Origin of the sequence: Lentzea sp. NPDC006480 (genome assembly GCF_040611995.1) — a bacterium.
Classification (GTDB): Bacteria; Actinomycetota; Actinomycetes; order Mycobacteriales; family Pseudonocardiaceae; genus Lentzea.
This window is the reverse complement of sequence record NZ_JBEXPJ010000010.1, coordinates 1-22,492: the sequence shown is the minus strand read 5'-3', so window position 1 is coordinate 22,492 and position 22,492 is coordinate 1. Positions and strand designations below refer to the sequence as shown.

Genomic DNA, 22,492 nt, shown 5'->3' with positions numbered 1-22,492 from the left:
GTCCAATGTGGAACCACAAAATAGCCCGGTGAGACTATTGCCCCTCGCGAGGCGAAGAGATGCACTTCGGAGCACTCTTTACCCCACGAAGGGCACATGCGCCGTGAAGAACTGGAGACGCCGCACCGGAACGGTCTTGCTGACCGCGGTGTTGGGCACTGCCGGGCTCGGCTTCGCCGCCACCCCCGTCATCGCGCAGAACGCGCAGCAGGACAAGCCGGCCGCCGACAAGCAGCTGGACAAGCAGGACCGCGCGCTCGTCGACCAGGCCGCCCGTGAGGGCAAGCCGACCGTCGACCTGCTGGTCGCCGCCGAGGCCGGCAAGACCGACGCCGCGGTCAGCGAGCTGAAGGCGCTCGGCGCCACGGTCCAGAAGACCGAGAAGGACGTCGACTACGTCAAGGTCACCATCCCGCGCGACAACGCGGAGAAGGCGGCCAAGCTGAAGTCGGTCAACGCCGTGGACGTCGACGGCCTCATCGCCCTCGACGACCCGCGCCCGGACGGTGCGCAGCAGCCCGCCCCGCAGACGCCGCCGGGCGCGTCGACGCCGCGCACCAACCCGTACATGCCGACGCAGGACACGCAGGCGGCGCAGTTCGCCACCGCGCACCCGAAGTGGGACGGCCGCGGCACCACGATCGCCGTGATCGACTCCGGCATCGACCTGGACACCCCTGCCCTGCAGACGACCAGCACCGGTGAGCGCAAGATCGTCGACTGGTTCACGGCCAACAACCCGGCGTCCGGCGACGGCACCTGGGTCACCATGACCAAGACCGGCACCGTCGGCAAGTTCACCAACGGTGGCAAGGAGTGGACGGCTCCGGCCACCGGCGGCCCCTACTCGTTCGGTCTCTTCCGCGAGGTCGCAGGCGACCTCGGCGGGCCCGACAGCGAGATGGGCGGTGACATCAACCGCGACGGCGACCGGCTCGACTCGTGGGGTGTCCTCCAGGACATCACGACGAAGGAAGTCTTCGTCGACACCGATGGTGACGGGAACTTCACCAACAACCCGCGGATGATCGACTACAAGGTCAAGAAGGACTCCGGGTTCTTCGGCACCGACAACCCCGCGACCGCGGTGATGGACCGCGTCGCGTTCGTCGTGCAGACCGACAAGTCGATCTACGACAACGGCGGTACGCCGTACGTCAGCATCGGCATCGCCGCCGGCGAGCACGGCACGCACGTCGCCGGCATCACCTCGGCGCACAAGCTGTTCGGCGGCCTGATGGACGGTGCGGCCCCCGGCGCGAAGCTGATGGCGGTCAAGGCCTGCCTCTCCACGCCTTCCTGCACCAGCTCCGGCCTCATCGACGGTGTCCTCTACGCCGCGCGCAACGGCGCCGACGTCGTGAACATCTCCATCGGTGGTCTCCCGGCGCTCAACGACGGCAACAACGCCCGCGCCGAGCTCTACAACCGCACGATCAACGAGTACAACGTCCAGCTGTTCATCTCGGCGGGCAACTCGGGTGCGGGTGCCAACACGGTCGGCGACCCGTCGGTCGCCACGGACGCCGTCAGCGTCGGCTCGTACATCACCAGCCAGACCTGGCTCTCCAACTACGGCTCGAAGACCGCGCAGAAGCAGAGCCTGCACGGCTTCTCGTCGCGCGGCCCGCGTGAGGACGGCGGCTTCAAGCCGAACATCGTCGCGCCGGGTTCGGCCATCTCCACCACGCCGCGCTGGTTGGAGGCCACCGTGGTGGCGGGCACCTACAGCCTCCCGCCCGGCTACTCGATGCTGAACGGCACCTCGATGGCCGCCCCGCAGGCGACCGGTGCCGCCGCGCTGCTCGTGAGCGCGTTCAAGGCCACGCACAACGGCACCAAGCCGACCAGCGCCGAGCTGCGGTACGCGATCCAGCGCAGCGCCAAGTGGGTCGACACCCTGCAGGCTTACGAGCAGGGCGCGGGTCTCTTCAACACCAACGCCGCGTGGTCGTTGCTGGACAAGCACTCCCAGCCCAACCAGATCACGACCTCGGTCCAGGTCAACACCGTCCTCAGCGGACTGCTGGCCAAGCCGAACACCGGTGTCGGCATCCACGACCGTGAAGGCGTTGCCGCGGGCCAGGAGTACACCCGCACCTACACGCTGACCCGCACCACGGGCGACGACCACGACACGCACAACGTGACGTGGAAGGGCAACGACGGCACGTTCAAGTCGGACCGCACGGTCAACCTGCCGCTGAACACCCCGGTGGAGTTCACGGTCCGGGTCAAGGCCAAGGCCTCCGGCGTGCACAGCGCCATCCTGCAGATCGACAACCCGGAGACGCCCGGCATCGACTCGCAGACCCTGAACACCGTGTTCGCGGCGGACAACTTCAACGCCGCCAACAAGTTCTCGGTCACGAAGGCCGGCACGATCGCCCGCAACCAGACGACCAGCTTCTTCGTGAACGTGCCCAAGGGCACGACCGCGCTGAAGGTCGACCTGACCGGTGGCGGCGAGGCGGGTAAGGGCCAGGTCCGCTTCCTGCGCTTCACCCCGCAGGGTGTCGGTGTCGAGTCCAACGCGTCGACCAGCTGCTACAACCCGGACGCCGGTGCCGGTTGTGCCGGTGGCACGCCGACCAGCCGCACCATCACCAGCCCGATGGCCGGTGTGTGGGAGATCGTGGTCGAGGCGCGCCGCACCTCCGACGCCGACGAGGCGCCGTACTCGGTGACCGCGTCCGTGCTCGGCACGACGATCAGCCCGAACCCGGACGTCATCGCGTCCGCGACCCTGGGCGTCCCGCTGAACCGCAACTACACCGTCACGAACACGCAGGCCTCGTTCAACGGCCGGCTCGTGGCCGGTGCGGTCGGCAGCGCGGTGACGAGCCGCAACACGATCGCGGACGGGGACGTCAAGGAGTTCGACGTCCAGGTTCAGCCCGGTGCGTCGCGGCTGACCGCCACCATCGGCAACCCGTCGGACGGTGGCGCGGACCTCGACCTGTTCGTGCTGAACTGCACGTCCGGCACCTGTGTGACGGTCGGGCAGTCGGCGGACGGTGACTCCGAGGAGTCGGTGACCGTCAACAACCCGGCCGCCGGTCTGTGGCGAGTTCGGGTGGACGGCTACGCGGTGCCCACGGGCACCACGCAGTACGACTACTTCGACGCCTACGTCTCGGCCGGTCTCGGCACGCTGACCGTGACCGACGCCAACGCCGACCGGGCCGCCGGTTCGTCGTGGAACGTCGCGGGCGTCATCACGCCGCAGGGTCAGCCGGGTGCCGGCCGCGTGCTGCGCGGTGAGCTCGAAGTCCGCACGTCGGGCGAGAACGTCGTCGGCCGCGGTTCGGTGGTCATCCAGTCCGTCAGCTAGTCGCTTGAACGCGGAAAGCCCCAGGATTCACGAGATCCTGGGGCTTTCCGCGGTTTTGCGCTTCTTCCACGTCGTCGACCGGCATCTCGGCGCGCAGGAAGCCGATTCTGGGAATCCGCGACACGACGGCCTCATCGCGTCCCGGCTGCACGGTGATCGTCAGTGGCGCGATGAGGAAGCCGTCACGAATCGCCTGCTCGTTGCTGAGCTTTCCGAGAGCCAGCGCGCGAGCCGTGACGGCCTGTCGTCTTCTCATGCGCCTAGGACGGAACGGCCTCGGCGAGAGGTTGCATCTTCGTTTCCGGGACCGTCAGCATCATCATGATCACGCCGCCCACCACCACGACGCCGAGCACCGCGAACGTCAGCGGCAGCCCCAGCCGCGGCCAGAGGAACGCCCCGAGCAGCACCGGGACGAACCCGGCGCCGATCCGGCTGATCGTCGAGGCCCACCCGAACCCGCTGGCCCGCAGGTGCGTCGGGTACAGCTCCGGCGCGAACGCGTACAGCGCGGGAATCGCGATCTGGATCAGCATCCCGTAGAGCGTGATCCAGACTTTCGCGGCCGTGTCGACATTGATCTGCACCGCGAACATGACCAGCGCCACCGACGCGAGTGGCGCCGTGACCGCGATGACCCACTTGCGCCCGAACACGTCCACGAGCCACGCGCTGATCAGGGCGGCCACGACACCCACCGCCACGGTGCCCGTCGTGACCATGAACGCCGCGTACGTCCCGTACCCCTGCGCCTTGAGGATGCTCGGCAGCCACGTGATGGCGCCGTAGTACAGCAGGAACACGGCGAGGAACATCAGCCACATCGCGCCGGTGCGCTTCGGGTCGAACCGCCAGATGTCCTTGAGCTGCGCGAACATGGCCCCGGGGGAGAGGCGCTGGGCCTGCTGGGGTTCCGGGAGCTGCCACTCCTCCCGCGGCGCCCCGGTCTTCGCGACCAGGTCGTCGATGACCCTCTTGGCTTCCTGGGTGCGCCCTTTCGCGACCAGGAACATCGGCGACTCGGGCACGCCCCGGCGGATCCAGAAGAGCAGCAGCGCGGGCAGCACCATCGTGAGCATCAGCATCCGCCAGCTGCCCAGGTCCGCGAAGAAGGCCGCGGTGAGGCCGCACAACGTGGCGCCCAGCGGCCAGAACCCGTCCATCGCGGCCAGCACCCTGCCGCGCACCTTCGCCGGCGTGAACTCGCCGACCAGCGCGAAGTCCACCGGGATGCACCCGCCGAGCCCGACCCCGGCGAGGAACCGGAACACGCAGAACGTCACGAAGTCCTGGCTGGCCGCCCCGGCGACGGTGAACACCGAGAACATCAGGATCGTGAGGGTGAACGCCTTCTTGCGCCCGATGGTGTCCGCGACCGCACCCCACGCGAACGCGCCGACGGCCATCCCGATGAGGTTGGCCGTGCCGACCCACCCGCGTGCACCGAGGCTCAGCCCCCACTCGGCGCTGACCAGCGGGATCAGGAACGCGTTGAGCGTGACGTCCCACGCGTCGAACAGGAACCCGAGCCCGCCGATGACGAAGATCGTGCCCTGCGCGCGCCACCGCCACGGCAGGGTCTGGACGACCTGGTCCCCGGTTCTCATCCGCTCAGTGTGGTGGATGCCCGCCGGATCGTCGCGGCCAAGAGCGTGTTGATCGAGGCGTGATCACCGGAATCCCGGAGCGTTCTACTTGGGTCCCGCAAACGCTTGCTCCCGCTGCGCCCCGTCCACGCTCTCGCCGAACACCCGCGCGTCCGTGTGCTGGTCGCCCGCCGGCTGCTGGCGTTTGGTTCCGGTCACCGCTCGCGTCCTGACCTGCGGCAACGCACCGTTGTGGTGTCGCTGCAACCAGTCCACCAGGTGCTCGCGGGTGAGACACCTGAGATCCCACAACTTGCCCGCGTCCGTCGCGCTGACCAGCGCCCTGACGCGCACGAACCCCTGCGTCGCGGCCGTCACCTGCAGCACGGACACCCGCCCGTCCCACAGGTCGCTGCCCTCCAGCATCGACCGCATCTCCTGCCGCATCGCCTCCACCGGCACGGTCCAGTCGAGGTCCAGCTCCACCGTGCCCAGCAACGCCGACTGCGTGCGCGTCCAGTTCTCGAACGGCGTCTTCAGGAAGTACGACGTCGGCAGCACCAGCCGCCGGTCGTCCCACAAGTGCAACACCACGTACGTCAGCGTGATGTCCTCGACCCGCCCCCACTCGCCTTCCACCACCACGACGTCATCCAGCCTGACGGCGTCGCTGAACGCGATCTGCATCCCCGAGATCACGTTGCCCAGCAACGACTGCGCCGCCAACGCCGCCACCGCACCGATGACCGCCGCAGACGCCAGCACCGTCGACCCGACCGCTCGTGCGCCGGGGAACGTCATCAGAATCGCGCCGATCGCCAACACCCCGATGACCACCAACGCCAGCCGCCTGATGAGCGTGACCTGCGTGTGCACGCGCCGTGCGTGCCGGTTGTCCGTGACGTCAGTCCTCACGCGTGACAGCGATATGTCCACAAGGGTGCTGATGAACGCCGACAGCAGCCACGCGCCGGCCATGATCAGCGCGATGCCCAGCACGTGCAGGGTGATCGGCAGGTTGACCGGATAGACGCTGAGGCTTATCTGAGCCGCCAGCAGCGCACCGAACACCTGGCCGGGCCGGTACATCTTGCCGCTGTGGGTGAAGCGCTTGACCAGTCGGTGGATCACCTCCACCGCCAGCAACGCGAAGACCACCGAGCAGCCGAGAACCACGAACAGCACGTTTCCTCCTCCCTGTCAGGGCGGGGTACCCGCCGTTCGGGGTAAGGAACACGTGCTTGTGACTCGACGCTCAGTGCAGCAACCGTCGCACTGAGCGGGGATTCGAGTCGGCTGTGTCGTCAGTTCGGCAGGGCGGGCTCGAACAGCCACCGGTTGAGCAGGTCGTCGTGGCCGGCGAGGGCGAGGAAGTCCTCAGTGGTCACCACGCCGTGCCGGTTGCGCGCACACCACTCCCGCAGCAGCGCGAAGAACGAGTCGTCACCCATCGCGCGGCGCAGCGTGTGCAGCGTCAACGCCCCGCGCTTGTAGACCCTGTCGTCGAACCAGTCAGCCCGATCAGGCCGTCCGATCACCAGGTCCTGGGGCAAACGCCGCAACAGATCCCGAGCCCCGGCCGCACACGCGTCAGCCGAGCGGCCACCGGAAGCCTCGGACCACAACCACTCCGAGTAGCACGCGAAGCCCTCGTTGAGCCAGATGTGCTCCCACGAGGCGATGCCGACCGAGTTGCCGAACCACTGGTGCGCCAGCTCGTGCGCGACCAGGCGTTCGGAGCCGCGCCGGCCGTCCACGTGGTTGGCTCCGAACGTCGACAAGCCCTGCGCCTCAACGGGAACGTCCAGCTCGTCGTCGGTCACGACAACTGAATACTGAGCGAACGGGTACGGTCCGAACAGGGACGAGAACAGCTCGAGCATCTGGTTCTGCCGGGCGAAGTCGTGCGCTACCAGGCGACGCAGCCGGGCGGGTGCCCACACTCCTGGCAGCGCTTCGACGTACTGGCCGATCTGGACGGTCGCGAGGTACGTGGCCATCGGGGCGGCCATCGAGTACGTCCAGCGCGTGGTGCTGCCGGACACCTTGCCGTCGACCAGAACCCCGTTGCACACCACCGTGTACGGCGAGGGCGCGGTGATCTCCAGGTGGTACGACGCCTTTGAGGAAGGCACGTCCAGGCAGGGGAACCACGACGGCGCGCCGATGGGTTGTGAGGCCACCAGAGAGCCGTCGGTGAGCTGGTCCCAGCCCAGGTCGCCCCACTCCGGCGTGTGCACCGGCACCGGCATGCCCGAGTAGCGGACCTCGACCGAGAACGAGCCGCGCACAGCCGCGCGGATGTTCAGCACACCGCCCGCATGTGTATAACGCGCGGGCTTGCCGTTCACCAGGACTTTGGAGACCCGCAACTGGCCGAACGACAACGAGAACGAGGAGAGCGAGGTGCAGGAAGCCTGCAGCACCGCACGCCCGGAAAGGCGTGCGGAGTGCGGCTTGTAGTCAAGCTCTAGTGCGTAATGGTGTACGGAGAAGCTCATGTCCACGCGGAGATCGGGTTGCCCAGCCAACGGGTTCCCGACGGTACATCCTCTCCGCGCATGACCAGCGAGGCGGGTCCGATGGTGGTGTCGGAGCCGACCGTCGCACCGGGCAGGACGATGCCGTGCGGGCCCAAAGTAGCGCCGCGACCGAGCGTTACCCGGTCCATCCGCAGGATTCGGTCGTGGAACAGGTGCGTTTGGACGACGCAGCCGCGGTTGACCGAGGCACCGGCGCCCAGGGTCACCAGGTCGGCCTCGGGCAGCCAGTACGACTCGCACCACACGCCACGGCCGACGGACGCGCCCAGCGCGCGCAGCCACAGGTTCATCAACGGCGTGCCACCGGAGAAGCCGACGAGCCACGGCACCGCGAGCACCTCGACGAACGTGTCCGCCAGCTCGTTGCGCCACACGAACGCCGACCACAGCGGGTACTCACGCACGCGGAAACGGCCCACGAGCGCCCACTTGGCGACCACAGCCACCAGGCAGGCGGCGACACCGGCGCCCAGCAGCACGACGCCGGACCACCAGAGTCCGAACTCCTTCAACGCGAACAGCACCAGCACGACCAGCGCGACGTTCAGCATCACCGGGACGAACCGGCAGAGCTCGACCAGAGCCCGCGCCCACATCAGGTGCTTCGGCGGGTTGAACGTGCGCGACTGGTCGGAAACCTCAGCGGCACGCGGCAGCTTCATCGGCGGCATGCCCAGGTAGGAAGAACCCGCCTTGGCCCGCTTCGGAGCCGCCGACAGCACGCCGACGAGCCCGCCCTTGGGCACGTTGCGGCCCGGCGCGGTCATGCCGGAGTTGCCGAGGAACGCGCGCTTGCCGACCCGCGCCTCGGCGATGCGCAGGTAGCCGCCGCCGAGCTCGTAGGTCGCGACCATCGTGTCGTCGGCCAGGAAAGCGCCGTCGCCCACGCGGGTCATCTTCGGCAGCGCGACCACCGTGGACGCCTCGACGTGGCGGCCGACCTTCATGCCCAGCAGCCGCAACCACACCGGCGTGAACAGCGAGGCGTAGAGCGGGAACAGGGCCGTGCGCGCGTTGTTCATCAGGCGCTCGGTCGTCCACGCCTGCCACGCGGCGCGGCTGTGCACGGGGTAGTAGCCCTCGCGCATGCCGATGCCCAGCAGGCGCACGGAAACGAGCACCAGCAGCGCGTACGAGCCGAACCAGATCGCGGAAGCGACGGGCACGTCCCACAACGCCGAAGTGAGCGAAACGGGCTGGCGCAGCACGTACAGCACGGCAGGAGCCGCCGCCAGCAACGGCAACGCACCCAGCAGGCCCGAGGACACGCCGTACATCAGGTTCCAGAAGTACGAGCGCGACGGACGACGAGACGGGAACGAGCGCGCCGACTTGCCCTCGCGGACCGCGGGCACACCGGCCCACCGCTGACCCATTGGCACCGAACCGATGACGCCCGAACCAGGAGCCACCTCGGCCCGCTTGCCGATGCGGGCACCGGGGAACAGCGTGCTGCGAGCACCCACCGTCGCCCCCGCCCCGATCCGGATGCGGCCCAGCACCAGGCGGTCGCCGTCCAGCCACCAGCCGGACAGGTCCACCTCGGGCTCGACGGCGGCACCGCGGCCCACCTTGAGCATGCCGGTGACCGGCGGCAGCGAGTGCAGGTCGACACCGGAGCCGATCTTCGCGCCCAGCGCCCGCGCGTAGTGCGTGATCCACGAGCCGGAAAGCTCGGTGGCGCGCGACATCTGCGCCAGCATCTCGGCGGTCCACAGTCGCATGTGGACAGATCCGCCGCGCGGGTACTCACCGGGCTTCACGCCGCGCAGCAGAAGTCGTGCGCCACCGGCGGAGACCGCGAGACGGCCGGCGGGGGAGATGAACACCGCCCAGCCCGCGACGACCCACCACCACGAAACGGAAGTCCAGCCCAGCACGTTCGACAGCGCGGTCAGGCCAACGACCCAGCGTGCACCGGAGATGGTGAGCAGCGGGATCATCAGCAGCGTCTGCAGCACACCGGTCCAGCGCGGCGTCGGCGCGACCTCGCGCACCTCGGCCGTCTGACCGTACGACTCCAGGCGCCGCGCGAGCTTGTACAGCGTCGTGTTCTGGTAGACGTCCTGAACAGACGCGCTCGGGTAGCGCGTGCGGATCATCGAGACCAGCTGCGCCGCGGACAGCGAGCTACCGCCGGACGCGAAGAAGTCGGCGCCCTCGGAAGCCGGACCGGAACCCAGCACGGCCGCCCACTGCTCGGCCAGCCAGCCTTCGAGACCCGAGAACACCACACCGGCGGTGTCCATCGACTCCAGCGGCCACGGCAGCGCGGCGCGGTCGACCTTGCCGGACGTGCGCGTCGGCAGCGTGTCGACGACCGCGAGCAACGGCACGAGCGCGGCCGGCAGTTCGGCGCGCAGCGTCTCCACCGCGATGGCCTGGTCGAACTCGCCGTCGACCACCACGTAGCCGACGAGGATCTGGTTGCCACCACGCGTCGTGCGCACGGCGGCAGCGGCACCGGCGACACCGTCGAGAGCCAGCAGGGCCGCGTCGACCTCGCCCAGTTCGATGCGCCGGCCGCCGAGCTTGATCTGCTCGTCCGCGCGGCCCAGGAACACCAGGCCCTCCGGCTCGGCGCGGACCATGTCACCGCTGCGGTACGCGCGGTCCCAGCCCATCGACGGCAGCGGCGCGTACTTCTCGGCGTCCTTCGCCAGGTCCAGGTAGCGCGCCAGGCCGACGCCACCGATCACCAGCTCGCCGGACTCGCCCATCGGCACGACCTCGCCCGCCGCGTCCACGACGGCGAGCTCCCAGCCGTCCAACGGCAGACCGATGCGCACCGGACCCGTGCCGGTCAGCTGCGCGGCAGTGGCGACCACGGTCGCTTCGGTTGGGCCGTAAGTGTTCCAGACCTCGCGGCCGTCCACGGCGAGCCGCTCAGCGAGCTCCGGCGGGCAGGCCTCGCCACCGAAGATCAGCAGCCTGATGTCGTCCAGCGCCTCGACCGGCCACAGCGCGGCCAGCGTCGGCACCGTGGAGACGACGGTGATCTCCTGCTCGACCAGCCACGGGCCGAGGTCCATTCCCGTGCGCACCAGCGAACGCGGCGCGGGCACGAGGCAGGCGCCGTAACGCCACGCGAGCCACATCTCCTCGCAGGAGGCGTCGAACGCCACCGAAAGTCCCGCGAGCACGCGGTCCTCCGGGCCGATCGGCTCGTCCTGCAGGAACAGCCGCGCTTCCGCGTCCACGAAAGCGGCGGCGTTGCGGTGGGTCACGGCGACGCCCTTGGGCTTGCCGGTGGAGCCGGACGTGAAGATGATCCACGCGTCGTTGTCGAGACCAGGCTCGCCCGGTACGCCGAGCGGAGTGCCGTGCAGCACAAGGGATCGGCCTTCGCCGAGCACGGCACTCACTTGCGCCTCACCGAAAACGAGCTCGGCGCGCTCGTCCGGGTCCTCGAAGTCGACGGGCACGTAAGCCGCGCCCGCCGCGAGGGTGGCCAGGATCGAGACGTACAGGTCCACGGTTCCGGACGGCACGCGAATGCCGACGCGGTCGCCGACCCCGACGCCCTCGGCGGCGAGCTTTTCGGAGAGTTCCAGTACCTCAGTGATCAGCGCGCGGTACGTGAGCGCGGTCGTGCCGTCGTCGACGGCCAGCGCGTTCGGGTGCTCGGTGGCACTCGCGCGCACGATGTCCAGGAGTGTGCGCGGTGTGGGCGCATCCCCTGCCGTGAACATCGATGGAAGAACAACGGGTTCGGCCGCAATGGTCACGACAGCGTCACTTCTCACCCTCTCGGCAACTTGTGGACCCGCCACTTTACCGTGAGTTAACCCACTACCTGTCGCCCCAGTAACCCGACTCACAGGTGGCTTCAGTCACCGGAACACTTTCGAGTGACTTCTTTGCGTTGTGCCGCGCCAGGTTGAAGTCGCGCCAGTCCTGTTCCACGTTGCGGTCCCGCGCCCACTTCAGCGCGCAGAACCGTTGCGGCTCAGGCAACCTGACGAGTGCGGGAACCGCATCCTCCGACAGCGTCGCCAAGTAGCCGGTGTCGATCTTCTGCGTGGCCTCGTACCGCGACACGTTGTAGTCGGCGACCACTCGTTCGGGGTTCATCACCATCACCGCAAGGAGAAACGCCGTCCCGGTCCCGATGATCGCCTTGGGCAACCAGTTGGCGCGCAACGAGATCCCGCCCGCGATCACCATCAGGTACACGACCGCGAGCCAAAGCTCGCACGACGCAACGAGAAGCCGCAGCACGGTCCACCCGTACGCCTGCTGGTAGAACCACATGCGGCTCAACGCGCTGGACACGATCACCAGCGTCAGCACGGCGAGCGACCCGAGCAACACCCGCAGCCACAACTGCTCCTGCTTCGACTTCTTCGCGGCGAAGTGGCCCACCCCGGCGATGACCCCGAGCGTCAGGATCGCGACCCACAGCAGCTGCCAGAACCCGGACCGCGCGTACTCGGCGAACGTCACGCCCGCCGTCTCCATCACGTACTTCTCGCCACCGAACAGAACCGCGAGCTGCGTCCCGACAAACCCGGCGAACAGCAGCACAAGCACACCAACCGGCAGCGCGTAGTCCTTGACCCGCAACGTACCCGGCTTGGCCTCCGCGTCCTCCTTGATGCGCGGCGGCGCTGCCACGAGGTAGCACGCCCCCAAGGCCCCGAGCGCCGCCACGACCCCGAAGAAGCCCATCCGCACGTACACGCCGATGTCGAGGTCCGGCACCAGCCCTTCGAGGAACTTCCCGAACGCCTGGTCCGCCCCTGCCAGCAACGACCCGAAGATCAGCAGCAACACCAGGGCCACCCCGACCGAGATGAACGGCCTGATGCCGATCGGCCCGCGCCTGCTGAGCCCCTTCGCGACCCACGGAATCGACCGCAGCCCACCGAGCGCGACCCCGAGCGCGCCGAAGATCAGCCCGCGCACGGTCTTCCCGCCCGCCATGGCGATCGAGCCGCACAGGAACGACGCCATGAGGCACAGCGGGAAGATCCACTCGGCGGCGCGGAGGAAGCCCATCGCCAGGAACGCGAGCGCACCGGCCAGCCAGAGCGCGCGCTCGATGCTCGGCCTGCCCGCGTAGTAGAGGACCGCGCCGACGCCGAACAGCCCGGCCAGGAACCAGCCGATGCCGTTGTTGGCCGGTGCGAGGAACGCTCCCGCGAGGCCTGCGACCAGGCCGACCGCCATGACCTTCGCGGGTGCGGGGTCGACAGGTGGGGTCCACCAGGGCATGAAGGCGACGCCAGGTGCCGCTGGCACGACCGCAGGGCCCGCGGTGGGGTAGCGAGCGGGCCCCTGCCACGGCGACGGCGGGGGCAGGGTGGCCGTCGCGACCTGAGCAGCACTCCCACGCGCCGGCTGATCTTGTCGGACCCCCTGAGTACGTTGAGATGTAGGGGTTCCCAGCTCGGGGGTACCCCCGCGTGAGCCTGCCTCGGCGCCCTCAGCGGCCTCGTCTTCGCCCTGGTCAGCGCCCTTCGAGCCTGCGAAGCCCTCCGAGCCCTCCGAACCCTCCGCGGCCTTGGCCTCTTCAGCGCCGTCAGCCAGCGCGTCGGCTTCCAGGTCGTCCGCGTCCTCGAAATCGGGGTCCGGCGAGCCCCCAGCGCCCGCCGGTTCACCCGCAACCGGCCGATACCCGACCTTCCGGAAGTTCCGATACCGCCGCCGCGAAGCAGCCGCCTCGTCCGGGGCCGGCCCAGCAGACGACCCAGCGGACGACCCAGCAGACGACTCAGTGGAGTCAGGCGTGTCAGTCATGTCTCTCTCCCAAGCCCAAAAGGGCGCGCTTCACCGTCACACCGCCCAGCGGTGCGAGCAAGAACCAGAAAGTCAGCGAGGCAGGGTCACCCGGATGCACGACCCGGGATCCACCACGGCGATCGTCCCGCCGTGCAGGTCCACCACCCACCGGGCGATGGCGAGACCGAGCCCGGTCCCACCACCGCCCGCCCTCTCCCCTCGGGTGAACCTCTCGAAGATCCGCGACCGGTCCGCCGCGGCGATCCCCGGCCCTTCGTCCCGAACCTCCAGCACCACACCAGAACCGGCGAGATACCCGGACACGGACACCAACCCCCCGGTGGGTCCGTGCCGGGCGGCGTTGTCCACCAGGTTCACCAGCACCTGGTGCAGCCGTTCCCCGTCGGCCAGCACCGACAGGTCCCCGGGAACATCGATCGAGAACGACGCGGCAGGCGCGGCCACCGCGGCCTCGGCCACCACATCAGCGACCAGCGACGACACCGACAACGTCTCGCGGTTCAACGAAAGAACCCCGGCGTCGATCTTCGACAGGTCCAGCAGCTCGGTCACCAACCGCCCGAGCCGTTCGGTCTGAGCCAGTGCCGTCTTCATGGTCGTCGCGTCAGCGACAGCCACCCCGTCCACCACGTTCTCCAGCACGGCCTGCAGAGCCGAAATCGGAGTCCGCAGCTCGTGCGACACGTTCGCGATCAACTCCCGCCGCTGCTGATCCGCGGCCGCGAGATCCGCGGCCATCACCGTGAACGCCTCGGCCAGCTGCCCGACCTCGTCCGAAGACGACGCCCGCACCGACCGCGAGTAGTCCCCGGAAGCCATCGAACGAGCCGCCGACGTCATCTCCCGCAACGGCGAAGTCATGCCGTGCGCGAGCAACTGCGAGGTCAACAACCCCAACACCAGCGCGATCAGGGTCGTCCGCGGCGGCAACCACCCCGTCACGTACCGGAAGTAGGCGAACGACACGCACCCCGACACCACGATGACGATCCCGAGCTTGAGCTTGATCGACCGCACCGAGTCCAACGGCCGCGGCAGCTTGTCCAGCAAGCTCAGAACCCGGTTCATCGGGGCACCTCCAGCGCGTACCCCACCCCGTGCACGGTCCGGATCAGGTCGGACCCGAGCTTGCGCCGCAGCGCCTTCACGTGGCTGTCGACCGTCCGCGACGAAGCCCCCTCGTGCCACCCGCACGCCTCCGCCAGCAGCCGCTCCCGAGCCTGCACGGCGGAAGGACGCTCAGCCAGGAACACCAGCAGGTCGTACTCGGTGGGCGTCAGATGAGCCTCGACGCCCGACCGCGACACCCGCCGCGCCGCCAGGTCGATCACCAGATCCCCGAGTTCCAGCGACGTAGAAGCCACCGCCCGCGAGACTCGACGCAGCAGCACGTGCACCCGTGCCGCCAGCTCCCGCATCGAGAACGGCTTCGTCAGGTAGTCGTCCGCCCCCACGGCGAGCCCGACCAGCAGATCTGTCTCGTCTCCCCGCGCGGTCAGCATCAGCACCGGCACCGACCGCAAAGCCTGGATCCGCCGGCACACCTCGAGCCCGTCGAACCCCGGCAGCATCACGTCCAGAACCACCAGGTCAGGCACGAAGGAAGCCGCGAGCGAAACCCCGGACGGCCCGTCGTGAGCCACCGACACCACGAACCCCTCGGCCCGCAGCCGCGCGGCCACGGACTCGGCGATCGTGATGTCGTCCTCCACGACGAGCACCCGGCGCTGACCTGTCATGACGGCGACTTTATGGGCAGGAAGTGGAGGACGCCGGGACAAGTTGTGAAGATCGTGTGCAGAGATCCATCAGTTACCGCTCAGTTACCGAAACCGGGAACGCGCGCACTGTTAACAAAGCGAACCATTTAATTAGGCTCCGAACATGGACGGGCTCACCTCGCAGCTCCTCGACGCCGACCCGCTGCTGCTCGGCGACGGCCACTCCCTCAGGGCGAGCCTGGGCAGGCTCGGCGGCCGTACGGTCGGCGTGGTGGAGGAGTCCGGCCCGCTCGACGCCACCGCCGCGGAGCAGGGCGCGCGGTTCGTGCGCATGTGCGACGCGTTCGGCATCCCGCTCATCGCCATCGCCGGCGCACCGCAACCCGGCGGGGAAGTGCACGGCGGCGCGCTGCTGCACGCGTTCGCGGAAAGCATCGTCCCCAGGATCACCCTGGTCGCGGGCCCAGAGCACGTCACGATGATCGCCGAGACGACCTGCGCTTCCTTCCACGACCCGCGCGACGCCCGCCGCGCCCTGGTGGAGGCGTTCTGTAAGTTCGGTCCATGAACGTCCTCGAAGCGGTCCTGGAGAGGATCACGTACGCCAACGAGGACAACGGCTACACCGTCGCGAAGGTCGACACCGGCCGGGGCGACCTGGTCACGGTCGTCGGCGCGCTGCTCGGCGCCCAGCCCGGCGAGTCGATCAGGATGCGCGGCCACTGGGGCTCACACCCGCAGTACGGCAAGCAGTTCCACGTCGACGACTACACGACGATCCTGCCCGCGACGATCCAGGGCATCCGCCGCTACCTCGGTTCCGGCCTGATCAAGGGCATCGGCCCGGTGCTCGCGGACAAGATCGTCACGCACTTCGGCGTCAACGCCCTCGACGTGATCGAGCACGAGCCGGAGCGCCTCATCGAGGTCCCGAAGCTCGGCCCGAAGCGCACCAAGGCCATCGCGGCGGCCTGGGAAGAGCAGAAGGCCATCAAGGAAGTCATGATCTTCCTGCAGGGCGTCGGCGTGTCCACGTCGTTGGCCGTCCGGATCTACAAGCAGTACGCGGACAAGGCCATCGAGGTCGTCAAGGAAGAGCCCTACCGGCTGGCGAACGACGTGTGGGGCATCGGCTTCCGGACCGCCGACGTCATCGCGAAAGCCGTCGGCATTCCGCACGACAGCCCGCAACGCGTCAAGGCGGGCCTGCAGTTCACGCTGTCCGAGGCCACCACCAACGGCAACTGCTACCTGCCGGAGCAGTCCCTCATCGCGGACGCCATCAAGATCCTCCAGGTCGACGCGGGCCTGGTCATCGACTGCCTGGCCGAGCTCGTCGAGGAAGAGGGCGTGGTCCGCGAGGAGTTCCCGGACGACGAGGTCGCCGTCTACCTGATCCCGTTCCACCGCGCGGAGATCTCGATGGCAGCGCAGCTCAAACGCCTGCTGCACGCCGACGACGACCGCCTGCCCGGCTTCGCGGACGTCAACTGGGACAAGGCTTTCGCCTGGCTCGGCACCGACCTCGAAGAACACCAGGCGGCGGCGGTCAAACTCGCGCTCACCGAGAAGGTCGCGGTGCTCACCGGCGGACCGGGCTGCGGCAAGAGCTTCACCGTCCGCTCGATCGTCCGCCTGGCCCAGGCCAAGAAAGCCAAGATCGTCCTGGCCGCGCCCACCGGACGTGCCGCCAAGCGCCTCACCGAGCTGACCGGCCACGAGGCCCGCACGGTGCACCGCCTGCTGGAACTCAGACCGGGCGGCGACGCGGCCTACGACCGCGACCACCCGCTGGACGCCGACCTGGTGGTGGTCGACGAGGCCTCGATGCTGGACCTGTTGCTGGCCAACAAACTCGTGAAGGCCGTCCCACCCGGCGCCCACCTGCTGCTCGTCGGCGACGTCGACCAGCTGCCGTCCGTCGGCGCGGGCGAGGTGCTCAGAGACGTGCTGGCCCAAGGCAGCCCGATCCCGAACGTCCGGCTGACGCACATCTTCCGCCAGGCCCAGGAGTCCGGCGTCGTCACGAACGCCCACCGCATCAACAGCGGCGACTACCCGCAGGTGCAAGGACTTCCGGACTTCTTCCTCTTCAGCACCGACGAGGCCGAGGAAGCCGCGACGATGACCGTCGACGTCGTCGCGAACCGCATCCCGCGCAAGTTCCGGCTCGACCCGCGCAAGGACATCCAGGTCCTCGCTCCGATGCACCGCGGCCCGGCAGGCGCGGGCGCCCTCAACACCGTGCTGCAGGAGGCTTTGACGCCTTCACGTGACAACCTGCCCGAGAAGCGGTTCGGCGGCAGGGTGTTCAAGGTCGGCGACAAGGTCACCCAGATCCGCAACAACTACGACAAGGGCCGCAACGGCGTCTTCAACGGCACTCTGGGCAACGTCATCGCGCTGGACCCGGTCGAGCAGAAGCTGACCATCCGCACCGACGAGGACGAAGAGGTCGACTACGAGTTCTCCGAACTGGACGAGCTCAGCCACGCGTACGCCATGACGATCCACCGCTCGCAGGGCAGCGAGTACCCGTGCGTGGTCATCCCGATCACGACCAGCGCGTGGATGATGCTGCAACGCAACCTGCTCTACACCGCCGTCACCCGCGCGAAGAAGCTCGTCGTTCTCGTCGGCAGCAAGAAGGCCATCGGCCAGGCCGTCCGCACGGTGGGCGCCGGCCGACGCCACACCGCACTGGCCTACCGCCTCCGCTGTTCCTGACGGTACGCGGGGCCCTCCCGTCCTCCAGGAGAGTACGAAAGCTCCCCGCGTACTGTTAAATCGACGTGAGGTAGTCGGTGATGAGGCGTGCCCACGGCATCGCGGACTCCAGGGCGATGGCGTGGCCGCTGGCGATGTCGGTGTACTTCGAACCCGGGATCAGGTCCGAGACCTCCTTGCCGAGGTTGCGCGACAGCAGTTGGTCGCCGGACGCGCCGATCACCAGCGTCGGCTGCGACACCCGCGGCAGCAGCTCGCTGAGGTCGATCTTGAGAATGAGATCCACGTGCGCGGGCGACCCGGTCGGCACGCTCGCCCCGATCAGCTCGGCGAACCCCTCGGCCTGCGCGGGCGTGAGCCGGGCCAGGTACTCACGGCTGCACATCACCGACAGGATGAACCGCGACAGCACCGCGCGTGACCCGTCCAGCAACGACTTCCACTCGTCGATCTTGGCTTTCGTCGCCGCGTCGATCTTGGTGAACGGCGTGCTCAGCACCAGCCCCCGCACCCGCTCCGGATGCCGCACGGCCGCCGTGACCGCGACCGCGCAGCCCATCGAGTAGCCGCACACGAAGAACGACTCGTGCCCGGCCTGCACCGCGACGTCCACGAGGTCGTCGGCGAGCTTCTCCAGGTCGAGCGGCCCACCGGCCTTCGGTGAGCCGCCGGAGCCCGGCAGATCCGGTGCGATGACGGTGAAGTACTGGGTGAGGGTCCCGATGATCGGGCCGTAGTTGGCCTGGACGCTGCCACCAGCGCCGTGCACGAGGAGCAGGGCAGGGCCGGTGCCCTTGACGACGGTGGACAGGCCGGACATGCGGAACCCCCGATAGGTCAGTCCATGCTGCGGACGATGGTCGGCTCCAACCCCTCGTCGTCGTCCGCGAGAGAACCCCGCCAGGGAAAGTCGTAGGAGATCTCAGCGACACCGTCGTTGTAGAGATGATCCATGGCTGTGAACTCCTGTCGACTTCTCAAGGGGGTTTCCGCGGACCTCGCTTGTCGAGTCGGTTTCGGCCTGCCAGCACAATAACCGCTGCGATGCTGGGACAAATCCTATTGACTTTCGTCACAGCGCACCAAGTGGACCGTTTCCCGATCCCAAGCACCGGACGGTAATCATCCGGTCGGTCGAACGAGCTGGCGTGTCTCACCCGGACAGCCCATCATCGTCGATCATGCGCACCGCTCTGGCCCTGCTCGCCTGTCTCGGCCTTCTGCTCAGCCCAGCACCGGCACCGGCGGAAGGTCCACAAGCGACGTTCGTGCTGCGGGTGCCCGCTCCTCTCGGTGCGGAGGCCCAACGTCTGCTCGGCCGCGGCTACGACGTGCTGGAGCAGCGCGACGGTGCGGACCTGTTCGTCGTCGGCGACGCGCACACCGCCGACGAGCTCCGATCGGATGGTTTCCGGCCCTCTGTCGAGACGGCGATGCCGCCATCTCAATGGGCGCCGCGCTCTCTCGGAGATGCGACTTACTACGGCGGCTACCGAACGGTCACCGCTCATATCGCCCACCTCGACGAGGTCGCACAAGCGCATCCCGATCTCGCGACGGTGGTGGACTACGGCGACTCCTGGCGAAAGACCCAGGGTTCCGGCGGACATGACCTGAAAGCCATCTGCATCACCCGAAAAAACCCTGGTGACTGCGCATTGACGCCTGCTGCGCCGAAACCGCGCCTGTTCGTGATGGGCCAACTCCACGCGCGGGAAATCACCACCGGCGACATGGCGTGGCGCTTCATCGACGACCTGGTCGGCTCCGACCTCACCGCGATGCTCGGCGATCTTGAGGTCTGGGTCGTGCCGATCGCGAACCCGGACGGCGTCGAGATCGTCGAGTCCGGCGGCGACTCGCCCGTCCTGCACCGCAAGAACGCGCACGGCGACTGCTCGTCCGGCCCGCGCGGCGTCGACCTGAACCGCAACGCCGGCTCGCACTGGGGCGAGGTCGGCACGTCGGCGAACAAGTGCAGCGACATCTACCGAGGCCCGCGCGCCGACTCCGAGGTGGAGACGCAGGCGCTGGAGTCGTTGTGGCGCAAGCTCTACCGCGACACCCGCGCGCCGGGCGACACCGCGGCGGCTGCTGCGGACACCACCGGCGCCGTGGTCTCCATGCACAGCTACGGCAACTACGTGCTGTTCCCGTGGGGCTGGAGCACGGAGAAGACCGGCAACGACGCCGCGCTGCGCAAGATGGCCCAGGACATGGCGTCGCTGTCGGGCTTCACCGCAGGGCAGCCGGGTGAGGTGCTCTACAACGCCTCCGGTGCCACGGACGACTGGGTGTACGAGGACCTGGGCGTGCCGAGCTTCGTGTGGGAGATCGGCGCTTCGTCCGGCACCTGTGGAGGCTTCCTGCCGCCGTACTCGTGTCAGAAGGACACGCATTGGCCGAAAGTGCGTTCGATGCTCGTTTCGGCCATGAAAGCGGCGCACAAGCCCTACTGACGGCATCTTGGGTGCCATGGGGATTCGATTACTCGCCACGCTCGCGGCGACGAGCCTGCTCTTCACCGGCACCGCGGTCGCCGACGACCAGCAGATCGACCGCAAGGTCATCCAGCAGAGCCTGGACCAGATCGCCGGCACCGCGGCTCAAGGCGTGCAGCTGCGCGTCACGGAAGGCCGGCACAGCTTCACCGCCCGCGCCGGCACCGCTGAGCTCGGGAGTGAGCGCCCGGTACCGCTCAACGGCCGGTTCCGCGCGGGCAGCATCACCAAGTCCTTCACCTCGACCGTCGTGCTCCAGCTCGCCGGTGAGGGCGAGGTCGGGCTGGACGAGCCGGTCGACCGCTACCTGCCCGGTCTGGTCGACCCGCGCATCACCGTCCGTCAGCTGCTGCAGCACACCAGCGGCCTCTTCAACTACACCAACGCCATCGGCTTCAGCCCGCAGGACTTCGAGCCGATCCGCTTCAAGCACTGGACGCCGGAGGAGATCATCGCGATCTCGACGAGCAGGCCGCTCCAGTTCGAGCCGGGCACCAAGTGGGAGTACAACAACACCGGGTTCGTCATCCTCGGTCAGCTCATCGAGAAGATCACGCATCAGCCCTACGACCGCACGGTCCAGCAACGCGTCCTCAGGCCGTTGCACCTCAGCGACACCACGTTCCCCGGCGACGACCCGGACATCCACGGCCCGCACGCGCACTCGTACGGCCTGGTGAACGGCAAGGCGACCGACACCACCCGCTTCAACCCGTCGGTCTTCTGGGCGGTGGGCGACGTCGTCACGACCACTCGCGACCTCGACACCTTCTACACCGCGCTGATCGGCGGCAAGCTCCTGAAGCCCGCCCAACAGGCCGAGCTGACGAAGACCACGCCGGCCAGCCCGCAGTACGGACTCGGCCTGTTCGTCCAGCAGACGCCCTGCGGCACCACGGTCCTCGGCCACACGGGCAGCGTGCCGGGCTACGGCAGCTACGCCTTCTTCAGCCCGGATCTCCAGCGGCACGCGGAACTGTCCGCCACCGCCGGACTCCGGGCTACTACGGGATCCTCAACGAGGTGTTCTGCTGAGCGGAACGCCTCCGGCCTGGACGAGCTGGTAGACCGCCGCCTGCCCGGCTTCGCGTCACTGGTGCTGAGCACGCCGGATGCTCGAAAACGCCTCGCGTTGAACGCCGTCTTCTGCTGACCGGCCTCAGGGAAACCCCTAGGGCCAAGGTAAGACTCAAGGCTGATGCGGCGGGTCCCGTTCCTCGAAAGGGTGGGAAGCATGGGGATTCGATTGGTAGCCACCGTTACCGCAGCGAGCCTGCTGGCGCTGACCACCGCGGGCACCGCTCTCGCCGACGAGCAGAGCGTTGACCGCAAGGTCGTCCAGCAGGCTCTGGACCAGATCACGCAGGGCGGGGGAGGCCTTGGCGTGCAGGCCAGAGTGACCGACGGACGGCAGCGCTTCACCGCCCGTTCCGGCAAGGCAGACCTGAACGGCAACCAGCCCGTACCTGAGAACGGCCGGTTCCGCGTCGGCAGCATCACCAAGACGTTCGTGTCGACCGTGCTGCTCCAGCTCGTGGGCGAGGGCAAGGTCGACCTGGACGCGCCGGTGGTTCGCTACCTGCCCGGCCTGATCGACAGCCGCATCACCGTCCGCCAGGTCCTGCAGCACACCAGCGGCCTCTACAACTACACCAACGCACTGCCGCTCAACCCGGACGAGTTCGAGAAGATCCGCTACAAGCACTGGGAACCCGCCGAGATGCTCGCCATCTCCACGAGCAAGCCGCTCGACTTCGAGCCCGGCACGAAGTGGAGCTACTCCAACACGAACTACATCGTCGCGGGCCTGCTGGTGGAGAAGCTGACCGGCAAGCCGTACGAGAAGGCGGTCGAGCAGCGGATCCTGAAGCCGTTGCACCTCAAGGACACCGAGGTGCCCGGCGACAACGCGAACATCTACGGCCCGCACGCCCGCGCGTACTGGACCGTGGCGGGCAAGCCGTCCGAGATCACCCGGATGAACCCGTCAGTCGCCTGGTCCGCCGGTGAGATCATCTCGACGACCCGCGACCTCGACACGTTCATCACCGCGCTGGCCGGCGGCAAGCTGCTCAAGCCCGCGCAGCAGCAGGAGATCAGCAAGACCACCGCGGTCAGCCCCGGCTACGGCCTCGGCCTGGAGGTCGAGACCCTGCCCTGTGGCACGAAGGTGTGGGGCCACGGCGGCGGCATCCCGGGTTACTCGTCGCAGCTGCTGTCCACGCCGGACAGCAAGAAGCGCCTGGAGCTCAACGCCACCAGCGCACCGGTCGCCGGCAAGGAGAAGGACGCTCTTGAGGCGATCGAACGGCTCGGGCGCGTGCACACGTTCATC

14 protein-coding genes and 1 pseudogene are annotated in these 22,492 nt (G+C 68.4%); 6 read left to right on the top strand and 9 right to left on the bottom strand.

Annotated features, from left to right (window positions below; all coding sequences use genetic code 11):
- Nucleotides 1-103: 103 nt before the first annotated feature.
- Nucleotides 104-3,334, top strand: a complete 3,231-nt coding sequence (locus ABZX92_RS06405; protein ID WP_355554697.1) for a S8 family serine peptidase — start codon at nucleotides 104-106, stop codon at nucleotides 3,332-3,334.
- Here ABZX92_RS06405 and ABZX92_RS06400 read toward each other — a convergent pair.
- The 8 genes from ABZX92_RS06400 to ABZX92_RS06365 form a co-directional block, all read right to left on the bottom strand.
- Nucleotides 3,327-3,590, bottom strand: a complete 264-nt coding sequence (locus ABZX92_RS06400) for a hypothetical protein (RefSeq protein WP_355554695.1) — start codon at nucleotides 3,588-3,590, stop codon at nucleotides 3,327-3,329. The genes ABZX92_RS06405 and ABZX92_RS06400 overlap by 8 nt on opposite strands.
- Before the next feature lie 4 nt (nucleotides 3,591-3,594).
- The gene (locus ABZX92_RS06395; RefSeq protein ID WP_355554693.1) at nucleotides 3,595-4,941 is read right to left on the bottom strand and encodes an MFS transporter; all 1,347 of its coding nucleotides are present in this window, start codon (nucleotides 4,939-4,941) and stop codon (nucleotides 3,595-3,597) included.
- 84 nt (nucleotides 4,942-5,025) lie between these two features.
- On the bottom strand, nucleotides 5,026-6,105 hold the full coding sequence (locus tag ABZX92_RS06390; protein ID WP_355554691.1) for a mechanosensitive ion channel domain-containing protein: 1,080 nt from the start codon (nucleotides 6,103-6,105) through the stop codon (nucleotides 5,026-5,028).
- Between the two features lie 119 nt (nucleotides 6,106-6,224).
- Complete coding sequence (locus ABZX92_RS06385; RefSeq protein ID WP_355554689.1) at nucleotides 6,225-7,421, bottom strand: M1 family metallopeptidase; 1,197 nt, start codon at nucleotides 7,419-7,421, stop codon at nucleotides 6,225-6,227.
- Complete coding sequence (locus ABZX92_RS06380) at nucleotides 7,418-11,155, bottom strand: Pls/PosA family non-ribosomal peptide synthetase (protein WP_355554821.1); 3,738 nt, start codon at nucleotides 11,153-11,155, stop codon at nucleotides 7,418-7,420. Before ABZX92_RS06380 ends, ABZX92_RS06385 begins: the two co-directional genes overlap by 4 nt.
- A gap of 100 nt (nucleotides 11,156-11,255) precedes the next feature.
- On the bottom strand, nucleotides 11,256-13,205 hold the full coding sequence (locus tag ABZX92_RS06375) for a DUF4153 domain-containing protein (protein ID WP_355554687.1): 1,950 nt from the start codon (nucleotides 13,203-13,205) through the stop codon (nucleotides 11,256-11,258).
- Between the two features lie 72 nt (nucleotides 13,206-13,277).
- A complete protein-coding gene (locus tag ABZX92_RS06370) occupies nucleotides 13,278-14,276 on the bottom strand; it encodes a HAMP domain-containing sensor histidine kinase (RefSeq protein ID WP_355554685.1) in 999 nt (332 codons plus the stop codon).
- Entirely contained in the window at nucleotides 14,273-14,947 is a 675-nt protein-coding gene (locus ABZX92_RS06365; RefSeq protein ID WP_355554684.1) for a response regulator transcription factor, read from the bottom strand. The genes ABZX92_RS06370 and ABZX92_RS06365 overlap by 4 nt, the downstream gene beginning before the upstream one ends.
- A gap of 220 nt (nucleotides 14,948-15,167) precedes the next feature.
- Between ABZX92_RS06365 and ABZX92_RS06360 the strand changes: the two are divergent.
- A pseudogene (locus ABZX92_RS06360) lies at nucleotides 15,168-15,386 on the top strand (carboxyl transferase domain-containing protein); the annotation flags it as partial.
- Nucleotides 15,387-15,493: 107 nt separating this feature from the next.
- Nucleotides 15,494-17,656 carry an ATP-dependent RecD-like DNA helicase gene (locus tag ABZX92_RS06355; RefSeq protein WP_355554682.1) on the top strand — a complete coding sequence of 721 codons (2,163 nt, stop codon included), beginning with the start codon at nucleotides 15,494-15,496 and terminating at the stop codon, nucleotides 17,654-17,656.
- A gap of 55 nt (nucleotides 17,657-17,711) precedes the next feature.
- Here the strand turns inward: ABZX92_RS06355 and ABZX92_RS06350 are convergent, their stop codons facing one another.
- A complete protein-coding gene (locus ABZX92_RS06350) occupies nucleotides 17,712-18,476 on the bottom strand; it encodes an alpha/beta hydrolase (protein ID WP_355554681.1) in 765 nt (254 codons plus the stop codon).
- Nucleotides 18,477-18,837: 361 nt separating this feature from the next.
- On the opposite strand from ABZX92_RS06350, the gene ABZX92_RS06345 reads away from it, so the two are divergent.
- The 3 genes from ABZX92_RS06345 to ABZX92_RS06335 all read left to right on the top strand — a co-directional run.
- Nucleotides 18,838-20,115: a M14 family zinc carboxypeptidase gene (locus ABZX92_RS06345; RefSeq protein ID WP_355554680.1), complete on the top strand. Its 1,278-nt coding sequence runs from the start codon at nucleotides 18,838-18,840 to the stop codon at nucleotides 20,113-20,115.
- Between the two features lie 16 nt (nucleotides 20,116-20,131).
- Complete coding sequence (locus ABZX92_RS06340) at nucleotides 20,132-21,310, top strand: serine hydrolase domain-containing protein (RefSeq protein ID WP_355554678.1); 1,179 nt, start codon at nucleotides 20,132-20,134, stop codon at nucleotides 21,308-21,310.
- 81 nt (nucleotides 21,311-21,391) lie between these two features.
- Nucleotides 21,392-22,492: serine hydrolase domain-containing protein (locus ABZX92_RS06335; RefSeq protein WP_355554676.1), on the top strand; the 1,101-nt coding region annotated here is incomplete at its 3' end.

What these genes read in the sequence shown, in the direction of transcription:
- ABZX92_RS06380 (WP_355554821.1), bottom strand. Translation starts at nt 11,155, where the DNA reads ATGTTCACGGCAGGGGATGCGCCCACACCGCGCACACTCCTGGACATC.
- ABZX92_RS06345 (WP_355554680.1), top strand. Translation starts at nt 18,838, where the DNA reads ATGCGCACCGCTCTGGCCCTGCTCGCCTGTCTCGGCCTTCTGCTCAGC.
- ABZX92_RS06340 (WP_355554678.1), top strand. Translation starts at nt 20,132, where the DNA reads ATGGGGATTCGATTACTCGCCACGCTCGCGGCGACGAGCCTGCTCTTC.
- ABZX92_RS06370 (WP_355554685.1), bottom strand. Translation starts at nt 14,276, where the DNA reads ATGAACCGGGTTCTGAGCTTGCTGGACAAGCTGCCGCGGCCGTTGGAC.
- ABZX92_RS06365 (WP_355554684.1), bottom strand. Translation starts at nt 14,947, where the DNA reads ATGACAGGTCAGCGCCGGGTGCTCGTCGTGGAGGACGACATCACGATC.
- ABZX92_RS06385 (WP_355554689.1), bottom strand. Translation starts at nt 7,421, where the DNA reads ATGAGCTTCTCCGTACACCATTACGCACTAGAGCTTGACTACAAGCCG.
- ABZX92_RS06350 (WP_355554681.1), bottom strand. Translation starts at nt 18,476, where the DNA reads ATGTCCGGCCTGTCCACCGTCGTCAAGGGCACCGGCCCTGCCCTGCTC.
- ABZX92_RS06355 (WP_355554682.1), top strand. Translation starts at nt 15,494, where the DNA reads ATGAACGTCCTCGAAGCGGTCCTGGAGAGGATCACGTACGCCAACGAG.
- ABZX92_RS06375 (WP_355554687.1), bottom strand. Translation starts at nt 13,205, where the DNA reads ATGACTGACACGCCTGACTCCACTGAGTCGTCTGCTGGGTCGTCCGCT.
- ABZX92_RS06395 (WP_355554693.1), bottom strand. Translation starts at nt 4,941, where the DNA reads ATGAGAACCGGGGACCAGGTCGTCCAGACCCTGCCGTGGCGGTGGCGC.
- ABZX92_RS06400 (WP_355554695.1), bottom strand. Translation starts at nt 3,590, where the DNA reads ATGAGAAGACGACAGGCCGTCACGGCTCGCGCGCTGGCTCTCGGAAAG.